15 protein-coding genes are annotated in these 18,803 nt (G+C 56.0%); 7 read left to right on the forward strand and 8 right to left on the reverse strand.

What is annotated here, in order from left to right; all coding sequences use genetic code 11:
- Positions 1 to 56 precede the first annotated feature (56 nt).
- Both ACX3M4_RS13750 and ACX3M4_RS13755 read right to left on the reverse strand, forming a co-directional pair.
- A complete protein-coding gene (locus ACX3M4_RS13750) occupies positions 57 to 1,094 on the reverse strand; it encodes an aldo/keto reductase (protein ID WP_459359115.1) in 1,038 nt (345 codons plus the stop codon).
- A 2-nt stretch (positions 1,095 to 1,096) separates the two neighbouring features.
- Complete coding sequence (locus tag ACX3M4_RS13755; protein ID WP_459359116.1) at positions 1,097 to 1,558, reverse strand: MaoC/PaaZ C-terminal domain-containing protein; 462 nt, start codon at positions 1,556 to 1,558, stop codon at positions 1,097 to 1,099.
- A gap of 107 nt (positions 1,559 to 1,665) precedes the next feature.
- Here ACX3M4_RS13755 and ACX3M4_RS13760 point away from each other — a divergent pair, with 107 nt between their 5' ends.
- The gene (locus ACX3M4_RS13760; RefSeq protein ID WP_459359117.1) at positions 1,666 to 3,291 is read left to right on the forward strand and encodes a GMC family oxidoreductase; all 1,626 of its coding nucleotides are present in this window, start codon (positions 1,666 to 1,668) and stop codon (positions 3,289 to 3,291) included.
- A gap of 10 nt (positions 3,292 to 3,301) precedes the next feature.
- Here the strand turns inward: ACX3M4_RS13760 and ACX3M4_RS13765 are convergent, their stop codons facing one another.
- The 3 genes from ACX3M4_RS13765 to ACX3M4_RS13775 form a co-directional block, all read right to left on the reverse strand.
- Positions 3,302 to 4,177: a sugar phosphate isomerase/epimerase family protein gene (locus ACX3M4_RS13765; protein WP_459359118.1), complete on the reverse strand. Its 876-nt coding sequence runs from the start codon at positions 4,175 to 4,177 to the stop codon at positions 3,302 to 3,304.
- Positions 4,178 to 4,189: 12 nt separating this feature from the next.
- Positions 4,190 to 4,957: a 3-ketoacyl-ACP reductase gene (locus ACX3M4_RS13770; protein WP_459359119.1), complete on the reverse strand. Its 768-nt coding sequence runs from the start codon at positions 4,955 to 4,957 to the stop codon at positions 4,190 to 4,192.
- Positions 4,958 to 5,158: 201 nt separating this feature from the next.
- Positions 5,159 to 6,646 carry an aldehyde dehydrogenase family protein gene (locus tag ACX3M4_RS13775; protein ID WP_459359120.1) on the reverse strand — a complete coding sequence of 496 codons (1,488 nt, stop codon included), beginning with the start codon at positions 6,644 to 6,646 and terminating at the stop codon, positions 5,159 to 5,161.
- 36 nt (positions 6,647 to 6,682) lie between these two features.
- Here ACX3M4_RS13775 and ACX3M4_RS13780 point away from each other — a divergent pair, with 36 nt between their 5' ends.
- Positions 6,683 to 8,362, forward strand: a complete 1,680-nt coding sequence (locus ACX3M4_RS13780) for an acyl CoA:acetate/3-ketoacid CoA transferase (protein WP_459359121.1) — start codon at positions 6,683 to 6,685, stop codon at positions 8,360 to 8,362.
- A gap of 22 nt (positions 8,363 to 8,384) precedes the next feature.
- Positions 8,385 to 9,677 (forward strand): glycerate kinase type-2 family protein, encoded by a 1,293-nt coding sequence (locus ACX3M4_RS13785; protein ID WP_459359122.1) that lies wholly within the window; start codon positions 8,385 to 8,387, stop codon positions 9,675 to 9,677.
- Between the two features lie 76 nt (positions 9,678 to 9,753).
- Here ACX3M4_RS13785 and ACX3M4_RS13790 read toward each other — a convergent pair whose 3' ends face one another.
- Positions 9,754 to 10,608: a hypothetical protein gene (locus ACX3M4_RS13790; protein ID WP_459359123.1), complete on the reverse strand. Its 855-nt coding sequence runs from the start codon at positions 10,606 to 10,608 to the stop codon at positions 9,754 to 9,756.
- 455 nt (positions 10,609 to 11,063) lie between these two features.
- Between ACX3M4_RS13790 and ACX3M4_RS13795 the strand changes: the two genes are divergently transcribed.
- On the forward strand, positions 11,064 to 11,708 hold the full coding sequence (locus ACX3M4_RS13795) for a TetR family transcriptional regulator (protein ID WP_459359124.1): 645 nt from the start codon (positions 11,064 to 11,066) through the stop codon (positions 11,706 to 11,708).
- A gap of 229 nt (positions 11,709 to 11,937) precedes the next feature.
- Here the strand turns inward: ACX3M4_RS13795 and ACX3M4_RS13800 are convergent, their stop codons facing one another.
- Positions 11,938 to 13,104, reverse strand: coding sequence for a dihydrodipicolinate synthase family protein (locus ACX3M4_RS13800; protein ID WP_459359125.1), 1,167 nt, complete (start codon positions 13,102 to 13,104; stop codon positions 11,938 to 11,940).
- Positions 13,105 to 13,133: 29 nt separating this feature from the next.
- Positions 13,134 to 14,732, reverse strand: coding sequence for a GMC family oxidoreductase (locus ACX3M4_RS13805; protein ID WP_459359126.1), 1,599 nt, complete (start codon positions 14,730 to 14,732; stop codon positions 13,134 to 13,136).
- 217 nt (positions 14,733 to 14,949) lie between these two features.
- Between ACX3M4_RS13805 and ACX3M4_RS13810 the strand changes: the two genes are divergently transcribed.
- The 3 genes from ACX3M4_RS13810 to ACX3M4_RS13820 all read left to right on the forward strand — a co-directional run bounded on the left by ACX3M4_RS13810 (position 14,950) and on the right by ACX3M4_RS13820 (position 18,441).
- Positions 14,950 to 15,855 carry a sugar ABC transporter substrate-binding protein gene (locus ACX3M4_RS13810; RefSeq protein WP_459359127.1) on the forward strand — a complete coding sequence of 302 codons (906 nt, stop codon included), beginning with the start codon at positions 14,950 to 14,952 and terminating at the stop codon, positions 15,853 to 15,855.
- A 52-nt stretch (positions 15,856 to 15,907) separates the two neighbouring features.
- A complete protein-coding gene (locus ACX3M4_RS13815; protein WP_459359128.1) occupies positions 15,908 to 17,386 on the forward strand; it encodes a sugar ABC transporter ATP-binding protein in 1,479 nt (492 codons plus the stop codon).
- Between the two features lie 68 nt (positions 17,387 to 17,454).
- Entirely contained in the window at positions 17,455 to 18,441 is a 987-nt protein-coding gene (locus tag ACX3M4_RS13820) for an ABC transporter permease (RefSeq protein WP_459359129.1), read from the forward strand.
- Positions 18,442 to 18,803 lie beyond the last annotated feature (362 nt).

Here is an 18,803-nt window from a genome sequence, read left to right on the forward strand (position 1 = left end):
CCCAAGCCACACATCGTTGCAGACACTCTGCAACCTCGTTGACCGGCTCCGAAACTTCAGGACGACAGCATATGATCCATGCTCACCTGAATCAGGTTTTTATCATATAAGCACTTCCAGAGTTCTACCGGGATATCAACTTTGGCCAGCGCTACAGTTTCCGAAAGCTGCTTTGCCCTGCTTGCCCCTACGACGGCACTGGCGACAGCCGGGTGCCTGGTGACGTATTGTATGGCCACTGCGGCCAAAGGTGTCGCGAACTTTTCGCAGACAAGCTGAATAGCTTTGACCCGCTCCAGCACCGCCGGTTCCGCCGGCCGGTAGTTGTAAACCGCGTTCGACTTGGCTCCGGTTGCCAGAATACCTCCGTTGAAGACACCGCCGGCTATCAGGGAAACGCTTCTCGCCAGGCATCGATTGAGAAAAGGCTCAACGGATCTGGATCCGAGCAACGAGAATTCTCGTGCAAGCAGAAAACAATCGACCTCACCGAAATTCAGCAACGCGTCGCAGACCCTCCATTCGTTCACGCCCAGTCCGACCGCGCCGACAACACCGGCTTTCTTCAGATCGCGCAACGCTCGAAAGGCCCCTTCTGCGGCCTGCATGAAAACGGCAGGTTGATTTCTGCCATGGGTTACCACGTCACAATCATGGATCAGCGCTATGTCGATATAGTTCGTGCCAAGGCGTTGGAGACTGTCCTCTATCGACCGGACTGCGCCTTCGTAGCTGTAGTCGAAACGAATGTTGAAGGGCAGCGGATCGACATGGTCCGGCAGCGAGTTCGATATCTCGTTCTGCGGCTCGAGCAACCGGCCGACCTTTGTCGAAACAATATAGTCGGGCCGGTGCTGCCCTCTCAAAAACTCTCCCACGCGGTGCTCTGCCAAGCCCTGGCCGTACATGGGAGCCGTGTCGACATAACTGACAGCGAGCTGCGGTAAAAGCTCGCAAATATCTCGCGCATCGTTAGCGGAGATAGCCTTGAACCGATTGCCCAGAGGAGCAGTCCCGAACCCGATTTCGGATACGAAAAGATCCGTTTCTCCCAACTGGGTAAGCGACAACCGTTCTTCCTGCTCGACCGACATCGTCAAACTCGCATCAGGAGAAGGTTGTCGCCCTCCTGCAGCACTTCGCCGGCAGCGTCACGAAGCGAGAAGCCGAGACCAACGATGCCGCGATCGCCCTTGGAAGTCAGGCGCTTGCTAACGATTTCCACACGCGCTTGAATGCTGGTGCCGATATAAATGGGTTTGCGGAAGGCCCAGTTGTTCCAGCCGAGCGATGCGATCGCCGCCAATTGGGTCTTGGCCCGGTTTTTCAAACCGTCGGTTAAGATCAAACCGAGCAGTCCGTGGGCGACACGGCCTTCGAAACCGTCGTCGATTGCGAACTGGTCGTCCATATGCACATCGAAAAAGTCACCCGACAGTCCAGCGAACTGGACGATGTGACTTTCGGTCACGACCAGTCTTCCGGTTTCAAACCAGTTTCCAACCGCGACCTCTTCATAGTGATACCGGCCCGCCGGAAGCTGCATTTTTTCTGACATCGAACAACCCTTGTTGTAAGTAACTCACCAGTGAGTTATTTAAGTAACAATCTGGTCCGGTTGTCAATCCCGGCATTTGGGAACTTACTGCGTATGGAGGAGGAAAAATGATGTCGAGCGATCAGGGCAATCTGAATACCGGTACATTCGATTTTGTCATTGTCGGAGGCGGATCAGCGGGTTGCGTCCTGGCTGCGCGTTTGACCGAAAATCCGGGATTCAGTGTCTTGTTGCTCGAGGCAGGCCCGAGCGACTGGGATCCCTTTATTCACATGCCCGGAGGCTTCTACAAGGTGGCGCGCGGCCGGTTGACCTGGGGTTATGAAACCGTCGCGCAGGAGAGTTGCGGTAATCGGACAATCCCCCTTGCCCAAGGCAGGGTCCTTGGCGGTGGAAGCGCGATCAACGCGCAGGTCTATATCCGCGGCCATGCCTCTGACTACGACCGTTGGGCGAGCGAGTTCGGATGCCATGGCTGGAGTTATGAAGACATCCTGCCCTATTTCGTGGGTTCGGAAAAAAACGACACGTTCTCGAACCGCTTTCACGGCACCCGAGGCGAACTGGGTGTTTCCTCCGGCTCTCCCATCCGGATTTCGCGCAAGTTCGTGCAGGCCTGCCAGGAAGCGGGACTGCCTTTCAACCCGGACTTTAACGGCGAGCGTCAGACCGGCAGCGGATTTTATCAGACGACGACCTGGAACGGTGTCCGCAGTTCCACCGCAAAAGCTTTTCTGAAGACAGCAAGATCCCGCAGGAATCTGACGGTGATCACCCACGCTGTTTGCAGGAAAATCAATATCCGAGACAACCGCGCTGAAACCGTTGTGTTTGAACGCGGTGGAAAGCTCCATCAGGCGACCGCCTCGAAGGAAATCATTCTGTCCGCCGGAGCGATCAACAGCCCGAGATTACTGATGCTGTCGGGCGTCGGCCCGGCCGAGGACCTGAAGGCACTCGGAATTGACGTTCAACTCGCAAACGCCCGTGTCGGGGCGAACCTTCAGGACCACGTCAACGTTGACGTGGTCTATCAGCTCCGCAGTCCCGTGAGTTACGACCGATACAAGAAGCTACATGCCAAGGCGCTGGCAGGTATGCAGTACCTGTTGTTCCGGCAGGGACCGGCGGCGTCTAATATTGTCGAGGCAGGCGCGTTTTTTGCACTCGACGGTTCTTCTGACCTTCCGGATATCCAGATCCATTTTCTGGCGGGTGCCGGTGTAGAGGAAGGCATCGGTGACACGGGTACCGAAGCCGGAATAACCCTGAACTGCTACTACGTGCGCCCCAAAAGCCGGGGACATGTGAAGCTGATGAGCCGGGAGCCCGAAGACGGCATTCATCTGGATCCCGCGTTTTTCCAGAATCCCCATGACCTTGCCGTAACCGCCCAAGGACTCCGGACAATGGCCCGGATCATGCAGATGCCTTCAATCGCCCCGGAGATCAAGAAGCAGATCTCGGGCCTTGGCGACCTTGAGAACGATGCGGAGCTGGAGGCATATTGCCGGAGGAACGGCAGAACCGGATATCACCCTGTTGGTACTTGCAGCATGGGCTCGGACAACGGCATGTCAGTCGTCGGCCCCGACCTTTTGGTCCATGCGATGAACGGTCTGCGGGTTTGCGACAGTTCCGTCATGCCGACGCTTGTCAGCGGCAACACCAACGCGCCAACGATCATGATCGCCGAAAAGGCGGCGGACATGATCAAGGCTCACTGGAAATAGCAGCTGCGTTTCAGCAGCAGCTCAGAAAGCGGTCGACGCAGGTCTCCAGCACGGTGTTAGGATCCTGCTGCCACCAGTTTCGCGATGAGAAGATCTCGACTTCCTCGTATCCGCAGAAACCGTGCTCGTAGAGAATGTTTCTGAGGTTGCGGATGTCTGCCACACCGTCCCCCATCATACCGCGATCAAGCAGCATATCGCGTGTATCTGGCAGCCAGTCGCAAAGATGAAAGGCTTCGATCTTTTCCGGTGCGATACCAGTGATGCTTTGCGCAAGCTTCTGATCCCACCACACATGATAGACATCGATGGCCAGTGAAAGTGCGTGATGATCGATTTTTGCGATAAGTGAAATGGCATCTTGCGTAGTCACAATGCAGGACCTGCTGCCCGCATACATCGGATGAAGCGGTTCCAATGCCAGCCTTATACCCATTTCCGAAGCAAATTCGGCTGCGGTGGAGAGTTGCTCCTCAAGGACCGAGAAGGAATACGACATCCCCTTCGTCCCCGTGATTACGCCTCCGACGCAGACAGTAAGTGAGGGAGCTCCAATGGAAGCGGCGTTTTCGATGGATGCTCGGAATTCCTGATCGGTCAGCTCTCTGTCGGAAGCCAGTGGGCCAATCAGGAAAGGCGACCGGCATAGTCCGGAAACCTTCAATCCCGCAGCATTTACTGCATCGACGACCTTTCGAACGCCACCACGCAAATCGTTTCGCCAGAGAGTGATCGCGGAAAACCCCTTTTCGGCGCAGGCGTCAGTCAACTGGGCGATTTCCCAGTCATGCAGTGGTTGTTCCTGATTGTTGCCGATCGTCGCGGTATTGAATGAGAAGCGGTCAAGACAGTGCCTCGGCGAAAAATCCTTCGTTGAGCGTGTCATGCGAATGCGGGCTCAAAATCTTTGAACATGCATGCCGCCGTCGACCATGACGGCCTGACCGGTGCAGTAGGGAAACTGGCCGTCGGCAAGAACGGCAACTACTTCGGCAACTTCGCCAGAGCCGCCCATTCTAGGCATCAAGGTCAGACCGCGTTTGATACGCTGCTGATATTCGGACGTCACCGAGGACGTCATCGGCGTCTCGATAATTCCTGGACGGATGTCGTAGGTCGCAATTCCTTCCTCACCCAGACGGACTGCGAATAGTTTCGATATCATCGCGGTTCCGGCTTTTGAAATGCAATATTCACCTCGGGAAACAGAGGCGAACTCCGCATTGATCGAGCTGATGTTGACGACGGAGTAATGCAGGTCTTCGCGCTCTTCCACCGCGAGCACCCTTTTCGCCCAGGTCTGCGTGAGGAAGAAAGCTCCGCGCGTGTTCACCGATTGGCAGCGGTCATAGCTCTCCACTGACACATCGAGAAGGTCTCCTCGCGACAGGACCGAGACCCCCGCGTTGTTCACCAGCGTTGTCGGAACGCCGAACGCGTTTTCGGCAGCAGCTAGAATGCCCTGATGACTGTCCAGATCCGAAACGTCCGCAACATGGGGGACTGCCGCGACGCCGTTGCCGGCTGCAAGCGAGACGACGTCCCGAAGTTCGTCATTGTCTTCCACTGAGTTCAGCAGCAGATCAAAGCCGCGTTCGGACAACGCGATCGCGATGGAACGACCGATGCCTCGGCCGGCGCCGGTCACAATTGCACTTTTCCCCATTTTCTGGCCCTTTCAAAGCAGTGGCCGGCACTTCAGAGACTATGTAACTCACTGTAGAGTTACTTAATCCTAGAAAAATGTCAAACCATTTGCTGTTTCACTTGTATTGCGTTGCGGCATCGCCGGAACCGGCGACTTGCGCCTGGTCCGAGGCAGACTGCTGCGTTTGGATAGTCGTTGAGGGATACGGACAACCGCCGCTCAAACCCAGGGTGTACGATTGCCCAGGTCGACGATGACGGACTTGGTTTCAGTATATTCTGCAACCCCCACCAATCCGGTTTCGCGTCCAAGACCTGACTGCTTGAATCCGCCGATAGGCATCTCCGGCCCGCCGGTTATGGTGGTATTGACCCAGACACGTCCCGCTTTCAGCTTTCTCATGAAAAGTGCTGCCGACTGCAGACCGCTGGTCCAGACGGTTGCGGAAAGGCCGTATTCGGTGGCATTCGCAAGCCGCAGCGCCTCACAATCCTCCTCGTAGGAGAACACCGACAGGACCGGACCGAAGATCTCCTCCGAAGCGATCCGCATTCCTTCCCGGACGTCACGGAAAACTGTCGGTTCAATAAAGTGGCCGAGCCGGGCCCCGCCGGTCTCCCCGCCGCAGACCAAGCTTGCCCCCTCGTTCTTGCCTGATGCTATCAGGTCAAGGATCCGCGACTTTTGCGCAGGATTGACGATCGGCCCCATGTGCGTCTCCGGATCGAAGGGATCCCCAACCCGTATCTTGCGCAACAGAGATTCGATGCGTGCCAAGAGGTCGTCCCGGATGCTTCTGTGCACGATCAGCCGGCTGCCGGAGACGCAGCATTGGCCCGCATTGAAGCAAATACCGTAGACAATGCCGTCTGCGGCCTTGTCGAGATCAGCGTCGGGCAAGACGACGACCGGGTTCTTGCCGCCGAGTTCGAGACTGAGTTTCTTGATGTTGCGCGACGCGGCCTGCATGGCCAACTGACCGACGCGCGTCGATCCGGTGAAGGAAATCATCTCGACATCAGGATGCTCAAGCAGTGTTGAGCCAACGGGATCTCCCAACCCGGTCACGACGTTCACGACACCGTCTGGAAGACCCGCATTCTGAAGGATCTTTGCGGTCATCAGCGTCGTTGTAGAGGTGAATTCACTCGGCTTGACGACAACACTGTTGCCAGATGCAAGGATGAAAGGCAGTCGCTCGGAAAGAATGAATAGCGGGAAATTCCAGGGGGTTATCAGACCGACGACACCGAGCGGTTCGCGGAGTACTAGGCCGAGACTGCCCTCCCCGAGATTGTTGAACGTTTCCCCATGAAGCGTCTGTGCCTGGCCGGCAGCGTAGTTCCAAAGTTCGACCGATCCGTCGATCTCGTTCAGAGATTGCCGGTAGGGCTTGCCCGTTTCAAGCGTCTCCCAATAGGCAAGCTCCTCACGCTTTTTCGCGATCCCGCCGGCCGTGCGCCTCAGCAGGGCGGCGCGGCACGCTGCCGGTAATCCAGACCATCCGCCAGCGTCAAACGCCTTGCGTGCGGCGATCACCGCCCGTTCCACATCCTCCTTCGTTCCTGCCTGAATGGAACTTACGGGAATGCCATGTGACGGGCTTTCGCGAACGATCCGCTTGCCGTTTTCCCCCGTCCATTTGCCGTCGATAAATTGCCTGTTGTGCAGCACATCAGCGGGCACGCCCTTCACCCAGTAGTCCAAAACTCGTCCTCCGGTTAGTGCAACGGTCCAACAGGATTGTTGCAATCATACTCACATTTAATTATACAATTTTATTACTTAAGGCTCTTAGAGCGAAATTGCAACTTCAATCGCACCCCGGCGGCAAGGCGCCCAACCAAAGGCAAAACCATGACAGCTCGTTTCGTCGACAACGCTCAGCTGCTTAAAGAGATTTCGAACATCAGGAACGATGCGGTCATCGCCACGACCGGTTCAGGCGGAGGATTGTTGGAGCCAGATAAAATTCTGGCGGCCTTCGAAACTGCCTTTCTGGAGCGCCAAGCTCCCTGTGGGCTCACGCTCGTCCATGCGCTTGGCCTTGGAAACAAGAAGGATTCAGGCACCAATCACTTTGCCCATGAAGGCATGACCAAACGGGTGATCGGCGGGCATTGGACCTGGTCTCCAGCAATGCTTCGGCTCGCTAGGGACAACAAGATTGAAGCTTACAGTCTTCCAAGCGGGGTCATCGTTCATCTCATGCGTGAGATCGGCGCCAAACGCCCCGGACTGATCACAAAGGTCGGGCTGGGAACGTTTGTCGATCCGCACCAGGAAGGCGGCAAATGTAATGCGCGAGCGCAAGCCGACATCGTGGAACACATGCAGATTGGAGAAGAAGATTATCTGCGTTACCTGCCATTTCCGGTTGATATCGGCGTAATCCGGGGAACCTTCGCAGACGAATTCGGTAATATCTGCACGACGGAAGAAGCTGCGGATCTCGATATCTACAACATTGCGCTCGCGGCGCGGAATTCGGGTGGAAAGGTTTTTGCGCAAGTTCGAGAGATGCGGAAGAACAGTCAACTCAAGGCTCGCGAGGTGGCCGTGCCGGGCAGCCTAGTCGACTTCGTGCACGTCGTTCCCGACCAGCCGCAAACCTACCATGGCAGTTACGACCTGAGCCTAGCGGGACTGCAGAAGGCCACCGCCTCAAACGGCTTGCAGGCGAACAAGGACATCGCCCGCCACATTATCGCCAATCGGGCCGCGCTCGAGATGCGCAAGGACGCAATCGTCAATTTCGGATTTGGTGTCTCTGCCGACGTTGCAGGCATAACCAGCCAGAAACATGCGGATCTGAGGTACTGGGCGACCATCGAGCAGGGAATTCACAACGGTACGCTGATGGAAGGCGATCTTTTCGGCATCGCCAGAAATCCCATGGCAATCGTCTCTTCCTCCGAACAGTTTGATTTCTATTCAGGCGGCGGGCTCGACCAGACCTTTCTGGGAATGGCGGAATTCGATGCCGATGGGAATGTGAATGTTTCGCATATAGGCGCGTCGATCAGCGGGCCTGGCGGCTTCATCGACATTTCACAGGGCGCAAAATCGGTCATCTTCTGCGGCACGCTGACAACGAAGGGAATGACACTCGACTACCGGGCTGGACAGGTTATCGTGAACTGCGAGGGGCAGATAAGGAAGGCGGTCGGCAAGGTTGCAGGCATCACCTTCAGCGGCCGCGAAGCGCTTCGCCGCGGCCAGGACGTCACCTATGTCACGGACCGCGCAGTCTTCAAACTTACAGCAGCCGGTCTCACACTCGTCGAAATCGCCCCTGGGCTCGACCTGCAAAGGGATGTGCTCGACCAGATGGATTTCATGCCAGTCTTCGACACTGTCTGCTTGATGCCGGACATCGTATTCGCGGATCTTGCTACTCCAGCAACAGCAGCTGCTATCTGATCTCTACGAACGAAAGACATACATGGACGTCGCACACTCATATTCCGGCGAACCGACGCAGTTTCTCACCGAGTTGTTTCTGGAATCGCTGGCGCAAATGCAGCCCGACAATTGCCTGCCTGCGCATCTGCCCGAGAAACCCGCCGGGCGTACGCTTGTGATCGGGGCGGGCAAGGCGGCCGCATCTATGGCCGCCGCCTTCGAAAAGGCCTGGTCCTGGGATTATTCAGGGGCAGTCGTCACACGATACGGATATGGCCAGCCAACCAGCCGACTGAGGGTTTACGAGGCAGCGCATCCTGTGCCTGACGGGGCTAGTGTCAGGGCATCGGAAGAAATGCTCGCGATTGCGCGCTCTGGTTCTGCCGCCGATCTCGTGATCTGCCTGCTGTCGGGCGGCGGTTCCTCCCTCCTCTGCTTACCGGCCCCCGGAATTTCGCTGGAAGACAAGATCCAGCTCAATCGGCAGCTCCTGGCAAGCGGGGCATCCATTCAGGAAATCAACTGCGTCAGAAAACACCTTTCCGCTATCAAGGGCGGCAAACTCGCCCAGGCGGCCGCACCTGCTCGCATCGTGACGCTGGCAATTTCGGACGTACCTGGCGACGATCCGCATGTCGTTGCCTCCGGTCCTACGATCGCGGACGCATCCTCTTCTTACGACGCGCTACGCATCCTGAGAAAATACGAACTGAAACCCTCCGACACAGCTGTGAGGTTGCTTGAGCGGCAAATCCGTGACCAAAAGGACAGTCACCCCACGACTTTCGAAAACGCTTCATTCACGTTCATCGCAACCCCAGGAATGATGCTTGGGTTCACACGGAAACGCTTGGAAGCCAAGGGATACTACGTTGTCGATCTGGGAGACAGCATTGAGGGAGAGGCTCGTGAGGTAGCCCGTGCGCATGCCTTAATCGGCCAGGAGGCTGCCAGCCACGGCCGGCCGGTTGCAATTCTGTCAGGAGGCGAGCTCACTGTATCCATTCGGGGAAGCGGCCAGGGTGGCCCGAATCGCGAATATGCGCTGGCTCTGGCGATGGCATTCAATGGCGACAGCAGGTTTTATGCTATTGCCTGTGATAGCGACGGCGCCGACGGAGCAATGAATTCGAAGGGGCTCGATGTTGCAGGAGCAATTGTTACACCCGAAACGCTCATAGAAGCCGTTGCGCTCGCCAGAAATCCGGCGGATTTTCTTGAGGATAATGACGCGGGCGGATTTTTTGAGGGCTCGACGGGTGAAGTCATCACCGGTCCGACGCGAAATAATCTGAACGATTTCCGGTGTATACTGGTGAACCCGATCACTTAAAACTCATGAGGCATCCGGCTTGCCCCGAACAAGGCTGCGTCCTGCTAGGCCGCCGCGGAGCAGAGGTCCTGCGACCTTACCGGAGACTTTTTTGCTGCCAGTCTCCGCGCATGTCAGCGGCCTTTCTGAGACTGAAATTCTCAAAAAAACTCATATCGGCAATGCCTGCCGCTTTCGACAGGCAAACATGAAAATCATCTCTCCACACCTCCTGGAGGAAAAGGGATCTTGCCTTGATGCCTTGAAGTTCTGGACTTTCAAAGCCAGAGCCATATGCAATAACCGCATCGAGGCGCCCCAGATGCAGCATCTTCATAGCGGATTCGTTGCTGTCCAGAGGAAGTATGTAGTCAGCGCCAATCAGTTCCATTCTTTCCACAAAGGCGGTGTCCTGCAGCACCGCCCCAACGGCAAGTCCGGCAACAAGGAGTTTCCGCTGCGGGAAGGCTTTGACCTTTGTAAAGCCCTTCTCGGACGTTAAAATTCGAACTGAAGCCTGTGCCAGTCGGTCTGAAAAATGGAGCCCGTTTTCAATAGCTCTGGCTTTCGAACAGGCGCACAGCCCCTGGTATAAGCCGTCCTTGAGGCCTACCTTGGCCCGTTCCCACGGAACGGACACGAGTCTGGCCGACACGCCTATACCGGCGAACAAGTCTTGAACTGTGTTCAGATAGTCGGTTCTGCCCAGCCTTCGGCCGGCGCTATCCCGGAACTCGTCAGGGAGTGGACCACAAGCGATCTGTAGCTCGGGCGCTTGTAACTGTGAGACTGGTTCGAAGACCGGTCCTCCGGCCCCGTGCACTTGAACGGGCCAACAAGCAGCCAGGAAAAGCAATGCCCATTGTCGCACACAGCTTCTGCCCAAAGTCCCATCGCTAGTTAGTACCTGCGTGAAAACTTGGATCGGCAACTTGCCGGGAAACCCGAACATTCAGCACTCCTAGGCTCATTGAAATCACTCGATCAGTCTAACCGATCATTCGATGTAACTCTACAGTGAGTTAATTCTTTTGTTATATTCGACAATAATTTACGAAAGTCTTCTGCAAGCAAGAACACTCATTGCGATAATTTTTGAGAGATGCATCTAGAGGGAAATTTTTTAATTTACTTGCCAACAATTGCCGAGCCTGATCTAGGCGAATATCACTCGTTCTTCCGCGACACTTAGGAGGCATCTCCACGCATATATGGCCTTGACACCGAAGGCTCTAAACCGGGACGACAAAGTGGACACAGGAACGTAGTTTCAGGCGTGGCTCCATGACAGAAGTGCGAATAGAGCCTGCAGAAAATAGAATCTCGGGAAATCACTGTTTGATTCTTGATTACACAAAAATGTATAATTAAGTTGGAAAAATTGTTCACAGGTATTTGGCAATCAATATGGCGCGCGAAGAAGAAAAAATAAAACGACGAAATCCATTGGAAAGCAGAAACAAGATCCTGAGATCTGCAATGGTCCATTTCGGACGGGCAGGCCTCGATGGCGCCCGAGTGGTCGACATCATCAAGGATGCGGGCCTCTCGCACAGGATGCTCTACCACTATTTCGACAGCAAGGAATCGCTCTATCTGGCGACACTCGAATATGCCTACCAGTCCATTCGCTCCTCAGAAATGCAGCTGAGGCTCAGCCACCTGGAACCGGTCGATGCAATTGAGCGCTTCATTAATTTTACCTTTGACTACTACATCGAGAATCCGGAGTTCATGGGACTTCTGAACCAGGAGAACCTGAACGGTGGCGAGTTTGTGAAACAGATCCCGCATATCGAAGAACTGCAACGCCCCCTGCTGCTTCTCATCGACGATATCTTCCGTAGAGGCAAGGAGACAGGTGCCTTTCAGCACAACACGCCGAATCCCATGCACTTTTACTTCGACATTGTCGGCATGTGCTACTTCGCAATCGCCCACCGGCATACCCTTGCAACCGTATTCGACCCTTTGATCGCCGGGGACAGTTTCCTAGTCGAAAGGAAGAAACACATTATCGACTTCACTCTGAGTACGCTTGTCGCTGCGTAGCAACGTATCAGCCAGCTGAAGAAAGACGTGGTGATTGGGAAACGTCACGATTTCGCGGATAAGCGGATCCGGGGTGGAAATTGGCCGTCTGACCTTCGGGACGCTCGGGACTTTTCGACTCTACTACTCGGTCTGAGAGCGCCCAGTCGAATACGACCGAGCGCTCACAAGTAGGTTATTGCTCCCTTGTTTGAGCAACTTTTGCGTACTCTACGGTTCGCACGTTTCCTTAGGCGACCTGTGCAAAATTTACGTTGAGATAGGCTTTCATGCGGGCTGCCGCCAGGTCCGGGTCAGTGAAGAGATCGGCTTGATCCGCCAACTGGAACACTTCGCTGAAATGGACGACGCTCCGCGTAGTCTGGAAACCGTCCAGCATATCGAAATGGGCCTGCTGGCCGTTCAACCACGCCAGGAATACAACGCCGGCCTTATAGTATTGCGTTGGCGCTTCAAAAATCTTGCGAGCGAGCGGCAGGGTTGGGTTCATCAGCTGGAAATATGTTTCATCTTCGCCCCTTGCGAGATGTTCCAGCGCCCGGGAGGCAACGGGGGCAATCGGATCCAGAACGCCCAGAAGCGCATCGGAATAGCCCAATTCGTCGCCATGGATCAGATCCGGATAATTGAAATCGTCGCCGGTATAGAGTCTGACGCTGCCGGGCAACCGTCGCCGGAAGGCAATTTCATGATCCTTGTCGAGCAACGAGATCTTTATGCCGTCGACCTTGCTCTCGTGCCGTGAAATCAGGCTCAGGACAGTCTCATTCGCTTGGCCGATGTCGGGGCTGCCCCAATAGCCCTCAAGCATCGGATCGAAAGCCGCCCCAAGCCAGTGCAAAATCACCTGTTGCGGACAATTGGCGAGAAGGCGTTCGTACACAAACAGATAATCGTTCGCTGACGTTGCAATGTGGCGCAAGGCCCGGCTGGCCATGATGATTGGCGTCGCCCCCTGCCCCGCAACATAATCCAGCTGTTCCTCGTAGGCTTTTAGAACCTCGCTCAATGTTTCCGGCGCTTCACGCAGATGATCGGTTCCGACACCGCAGGCAACCGGCGCATTTCCGGTCAACTTTGATGCCGCGACCGTGTTCGAGATGATGATTTTCGCATCTTCCCAGCCGAGCCCCATACCGCGCTGTGCCGTATCCATCACTTCCGCGATACCGAAACCGAGCGACCAGAGGTGCTTGCGGAATGCGAGCGTTGCCTCGAAGTCGATCGGGGCCGCCCGGTCACCCGTTTTCCTTTTACCGGGATCCGCAACAACGTGGGCTGCAGCGTAGGCAACCCGATTGAAGACGGGCACATGATCCGGCTTTTCACAGGTATGTCCGCGGAGCTGGTAATCGAACAGGTTGCCGTTGACATTCGGCAAGCGGATGCTGGTCATTTTTTATCCTTTTCGAAACGGGGAAGAAATCAGCCGGCTGTATCCGACTTGATCAGGTCTGCGCCTTTTTCGGCAATCATGATCGTGGCGGCATTCGTGTTGGAGGATATAACTTCGGGCATCACGGAGCTGTCGCAGACCCGTAGCCCCTCCAGACCGCGAACCTTCAGGCTCGCCTGAGACACGACGCTGTCCCTGTCGCCTCCCATCCGGCAGGTGCCGACCGGGTGGTAATCGGTTTTTGAAAAAGTCCCTGCCAGACGCGCGATGTCGTCGTCCGTCTCCACCTTTGGTCCGGGCAGGTGTTCTCTTTTGAGGAAGCGGGAAATCGCGGATTGTTCGAGGATCTTTCTTCCCAGACGGAACCCGGCGATGGACGCATCTATGTCGTCCGGATGTCCCCAGAAGTTCGGATCGATTATCGGAGCGTCCTCTACCTGATTTGAGATCAGCCGGACACTGCCTCGCGCTTTCGGACGCATCACTGCGGTGTTGAGCGTCAATCCGCAGTTCCTGAGTTTGTCTGCGCCCGAATTGATGCCCGACCCGAGCATCAGGTGGAACTGGATTTCCGGATAGTCCTCCTGTCCGGAAACTGTCCAGAACCCGCCTGCTTCGCACAGGTTCGAGGTCACAGGACCGGTCTTGAAGAAAACATATTGCAGGCCGGCGACCAGCTTCTTGTACAGCCGATTATGCTTGTCATAGGTCAGGTCGCCATTGCATTCGCACACAATGTAAAGATCGAAGTGGTCGTGAAAGTTTCTACCGACGCCGGGAAGATGGCACTTCACCGGAATATCCAGCTTCTGCAGATCGTCGCCATCGCCAATGCCAGACAGCATCAGCATGCGTGGCGACCCGATTGCTCCGGCGCTGAGGATGACCTCGCGCCGGCAGCGGATCTGTTCCGGACGGCCGCTGCGGCCGGCGATCTCGATGCCTACTGCCTTTTTGTTCTCGATCAGGATCCTGCGAGTGAGGAAGCTTGTCCTGACCTCGAGATTGCTCCTGCCCCGCGCCTGTTTGAGATAGGAGGACGCCGTGGAGGACCTGCGGGCGTTGCGCGTCGTCGTCTGGTAGAGCCCCATGCCCTGCTGATGCAGCCCGTTGAAATCCCTGTTGTAGCGGATACCGGCCTGCTGGGCCGCCCGGATAAAAGCTTTGGAAATGGGGAGCGGATTGATCGGGTCGGAGACACCGAGCGGGCCGTCCATCCCGTGGAATTCGTCAAATAAAACCTCGTTGTCTTCCGCTTTCCTGAAATAGGGAAGCACGTCCTCGTAACCCCATTCGACACAACCATGTCGCTGCTTCCAGCCGTCGTAGTCGCGTCTGTTTCCGCGCGTATAGACTTGCGCGTTGATCGAGGAGCCTCCGCCGAGGATCTTGCCCTGCGGATACCAATAGACAGTGTCGTCGAGATGTTCCTGCGGCGCCGTCGACCAGCCCCAGGTGGTTTTCTCGCCAATCAGGTCCGCAAAGCCGGCCGGCATGTGGACGAGCGGATGCCGGTCTTGCTGCCCAGCTTCAACGAGCAGGACATTCACTCCCGGATCTTCACTCAGCCGGGCGGCAAGCACGCACCCCGCTGACCCTGCTCCCACGACTATGTAGTCGAATTCCATTCCGGCCAACTCCTCCACTATTTCATTTCACAAAGCGCTTGACATTCATTCAAGTCGAGTTTTAAGTGAACAAAATTATTACTTACATAGAATTCACGGTGCTGCAAGGAGGAAATTGCAGTCCGTCGAATAGGTCCACGAAATGGGCCACTTGTGGAGGAACCCTGGAACTGGGCTTGTGCCGGTTCCAATTACGACCGTCTCAACGGGAGGAGAAATGTTGAAAAACTCTTTGAAAACTCTGGTATTTGCCGGAGCGATGATGCTCGCAACCGGCGTAAAAGCCGAAGAGCCGAAAATCTGCGTAAGCACCTTTGATCTCACCAACCCCTATTGGGTAAATCTGGTGAACGGTGCAAAGGAGCGTGCAGCGGAAGTCGGGGCCGAATTGGTTGTGAACGACCCGGCGAACGACAACACGAAACAGATCGCCGCTCTTGAAAACTTCATCACCATCGGCTGCAAGGCAATCATCGTTGCCTCTTTGGATCCCGCGTCAACCGAAGGTGTTCTGACCGATGCGCGGAACGCTGGTGTCAAGGTAATCGCGCAGTCGATGGAGACACCCGTCGCCGATATTTGGGCCTCTGCTGACGAGTACGACATGGGCTACACCATCGGTGTCGAAGCCGGCAAGTGGATTGCCGAAAAGCTTGGTGGCGAAGCCAACGTCCTGGTGCTGAACAACGACCGGATCCCGCAGATGATCGCCCGCAAGGAAGGCATCGTCGCCGGCATCAAGGAAAACGCGCCGAACGCCAAAGTCGTTGCCGACCAGGCAGCCATCAACACCGCGGAAGCCATGGCCGTCACGGAATCGGTTTTGCAAGCCAATCCCGATCTCAACGTCATTGTAAGCATCAACGACGCGTCCGCGCTCGGTGCCTTGGCCGCGGTCGAATCCGCCGGCACGGACACGACCAACATGTTCATCGGTGGTGTCGATGCCACCCCTGAAGCGCGCGAAAAAATCGAATCCGATACCGCGTTCCGTGCCAGCGTGGACAATGTTCCTTATGAGAACGGAATTCTGGACGTAGACTTCGCCATGAAGCTGATCAATGGCGAGGAGCTCGAATACCGGCAGGTCATTCCCGTGAAGAACTACACCGGCGAAGAATAAGGAACTCAAGACGCCTGGCCGGGGCGGACCCGGCCGGGCGTGGAGCAGTGCTATGTCGACGACGATTTTGGAAATGCGGGGTATTTCGAAATACTACCCCGGGGTGAACGCGCTGGAAGGCGTGCATCTGAAAGTGGAAAAGGGTGAGGTGCACGGTCTCATGGGTGAGAACGGCGCCGGAAAATCCACGCTGATCAAAGTATTGGCCGGTGCGATCGAGCCTGACGAAGGCAAGTTGGTCATCGATGGACGAGAATTCACCTCTCTCGACCCGAGACAGGCCATCGACCTGGGGATCGGCGTCATCTACCAGGAACTCAACCTCGTTCCGTTTATGACCGTTGCCGACAATATCTTCCTTGGCTGCGAACACGCTTTCGGCCTGTTCACGCGCCCCTCGGCAACCAATCGCGCGGCCAAGGAAATACTTGACAGCCTGGGCATGGACATCGATCCGACCGCACAGGTCAGCGAACTGACCGTTGCCTACCAGCAGATGGTGGAGATCGCCAAGGTCGTATCGAAGAATGTGAAAATCCTGGTGATGGACGAGCCGACAGCGCCCCTGTCCTCCAAGGAAGTCGCTCAACTCTACAGGCTGATCGAGCGCCTGAAGAGCAGAGGGATCACGATCATTTACATCTCTCACCGCATGGAAGAGATTTTCGAACTCACCAACAAGATCACAGTTCTTCGGGATGGACGCTACATCCAGACGGTCGGCACCCAGGAGACAACTCGTGCCCAACTCATCTCCGCGATGGTCGGGCGTGAGATCAACGAAACCATTCAGAAGAACCACACCAGGCGCGGCTCACCGATCCTGGATGTGAAGAACCTGTCGGGACAGAAGTTCTGGGATGTTTCCTTTACCGCATATGAAGGGGAAATCCTCGGCTTCGGAGGACTGGTCGGAGCCGGCAGAACCGAAGTCGCCCGGGCGATCTTCGGCGCCGACGACATCAAGTCCGGCGAAATGTGGATCGGTCAGTCCAGGTACGCGCCGCGCTCGCCGAAGCATGCCACCCATCGGGGCGTCGCGCTCATACCCGAAGACAGGAAGCAGCAGGGTTTGCTGTTGTCGATGAGCGTCAGGGAAAACGCAACGTTGGCGTCGCTTCCTGACTATCAGAACCTCGGGCTCATCAGCTCCCGCCGGGAAGATACCGCGGTACAGACGAGTGTCGATAGACTCGGAATCCGCACTCCGACCATGGAAAAGGCTGTCCGGCTCCTGAGCGGCGGCAACCAGCAGAAGGTGGTCCTGGCCAAGTGGCTGCTGACAAATGCCCGCATCCTTATTCTGGATGAACCCACACGCGGCATCGATGTCGGTGCAAAGCAGGAAATCTACGGACTCATGCGGGAACTGACCGCCCAGGGACTGTCCATCATCATGATCTCTTCCGACATGCCGGAACTCATCGGCGTTTCGGACCGGATCCTTGTCATGGCGCGCGGACGCATCACCGGAGAACTCGAAAGAGACGCGTTTTCCCAGGAGCGTGTTCTGGATCTCGCCGCACAGTAAGAGGCACCAAAATGCAAATAACCGAGACAAAAGAAGAAATGCCCTTGCCGGTACCGAAGGTAGGAAACATGATCAATATTCAAGGTTTCGTCACCAGATACGGAATGGCCGTCGTTCTGGTCGGACTGGTGATTTTCTTCTCGATCTTCTCCGAAGTCTTTCTCACGCAGCAGAACCTCACGAACGTCTTCAGGCAGGTCGCAATGCTTGGCATTGCCTCGGTCGGGATGACCCTTGTGGTGCTCACCGGCGGCATCGACCTATCCGTCGGCTCGACGATCGCTCTCGTCGGCGTCGTCGTTGCCATAGCCATGACGGCACTCGGGCTCGATGTTTATTCCGCGGGAGCCCTCGGACTGGTTGTCGGAGCCGGGGTCGGCCTCATCAACGGCACTGCCGTTGCGCTCTTCTCCATCCCGCCCTTGATCGCCACTCTAGCGATGCTGACAGCGGTCCGCGGCGTTGCCTATATCCTCACTGGTGGTTTGCCTGTCTTCGGTTTTCCAAAGGAGTTCAGCTTTCTCGGTCGCGGTATGGTCGGTTTCGTGCCGGTTCCCGTCATCATCATGTTCGCTGTCATCGCGATAGGCTGGCTGATCCTCAACCGCACAAGATACGGCCGCTTTATCTATGCAATCGGAGGCAACATGGAAGCCGCGCGCCTCTCCGGCATTTCGGTAAAGCTCAATCTGATTGTCACTTATGTCATTGCTGGGATTTTCTCGGCGGTCGCCGGCATCATCATGCTGTCGCGGCTTAACTCTGCCCAACCCAATGTCGCGACTGGCTTTGAAATGGACGTGATCACCGCGGTCGTTCTGGGAGGCATCAGCATATCGGGAGGTGAAGGCCGCTTCACCGGCGTCGTGTTCGGGATATTTGTCATTGGTGTCCTGAGCAATGGCATGATCCTGCTGAATGTTCAGGACTACTGGCAACTGGTGATCAAGGGCATGGTTCTGATGTTTGCTGTTGGTCTCGACCAGTACTACACGCGCCTCAGCCACCGGGCAGCGCAAAAGGCACAGGCAGCAGCCCTCGCACAAGGAAAATAGGAAACTTTCAAGCTTCCTACCCGGTTGATGCAGCGGGCCTAACCTCCCCAACTTGCCGCGGCTCTTTAGCCGCGGCCTCTTTTTTGCCGACGAAAGTCAGGAACTGAGACCCTGTTGGCAATCACTTCTGAAACCGGAAAGCAGTCGTAAATTGTCGTCTGAATGTGGGAAAACTGGTCTAGGTCTATCTTATGAGCCCTTCAGATGACTGAAATCGCCTGGAAACAAAACACCCGCCTAGCACCGCAATTTTGATCGCTCACCTCGCTACAAGCGCCGCACGTGAGCTGTCATTCGTTGCAAACTTTTTGAATGACTAATTTAGGAGGGACGCCGGCGTTCGCTGCACGGTAACTGAATTC

It is taken from the genome of Roseibium sp. M-1 (assembly GCF_054515675.1).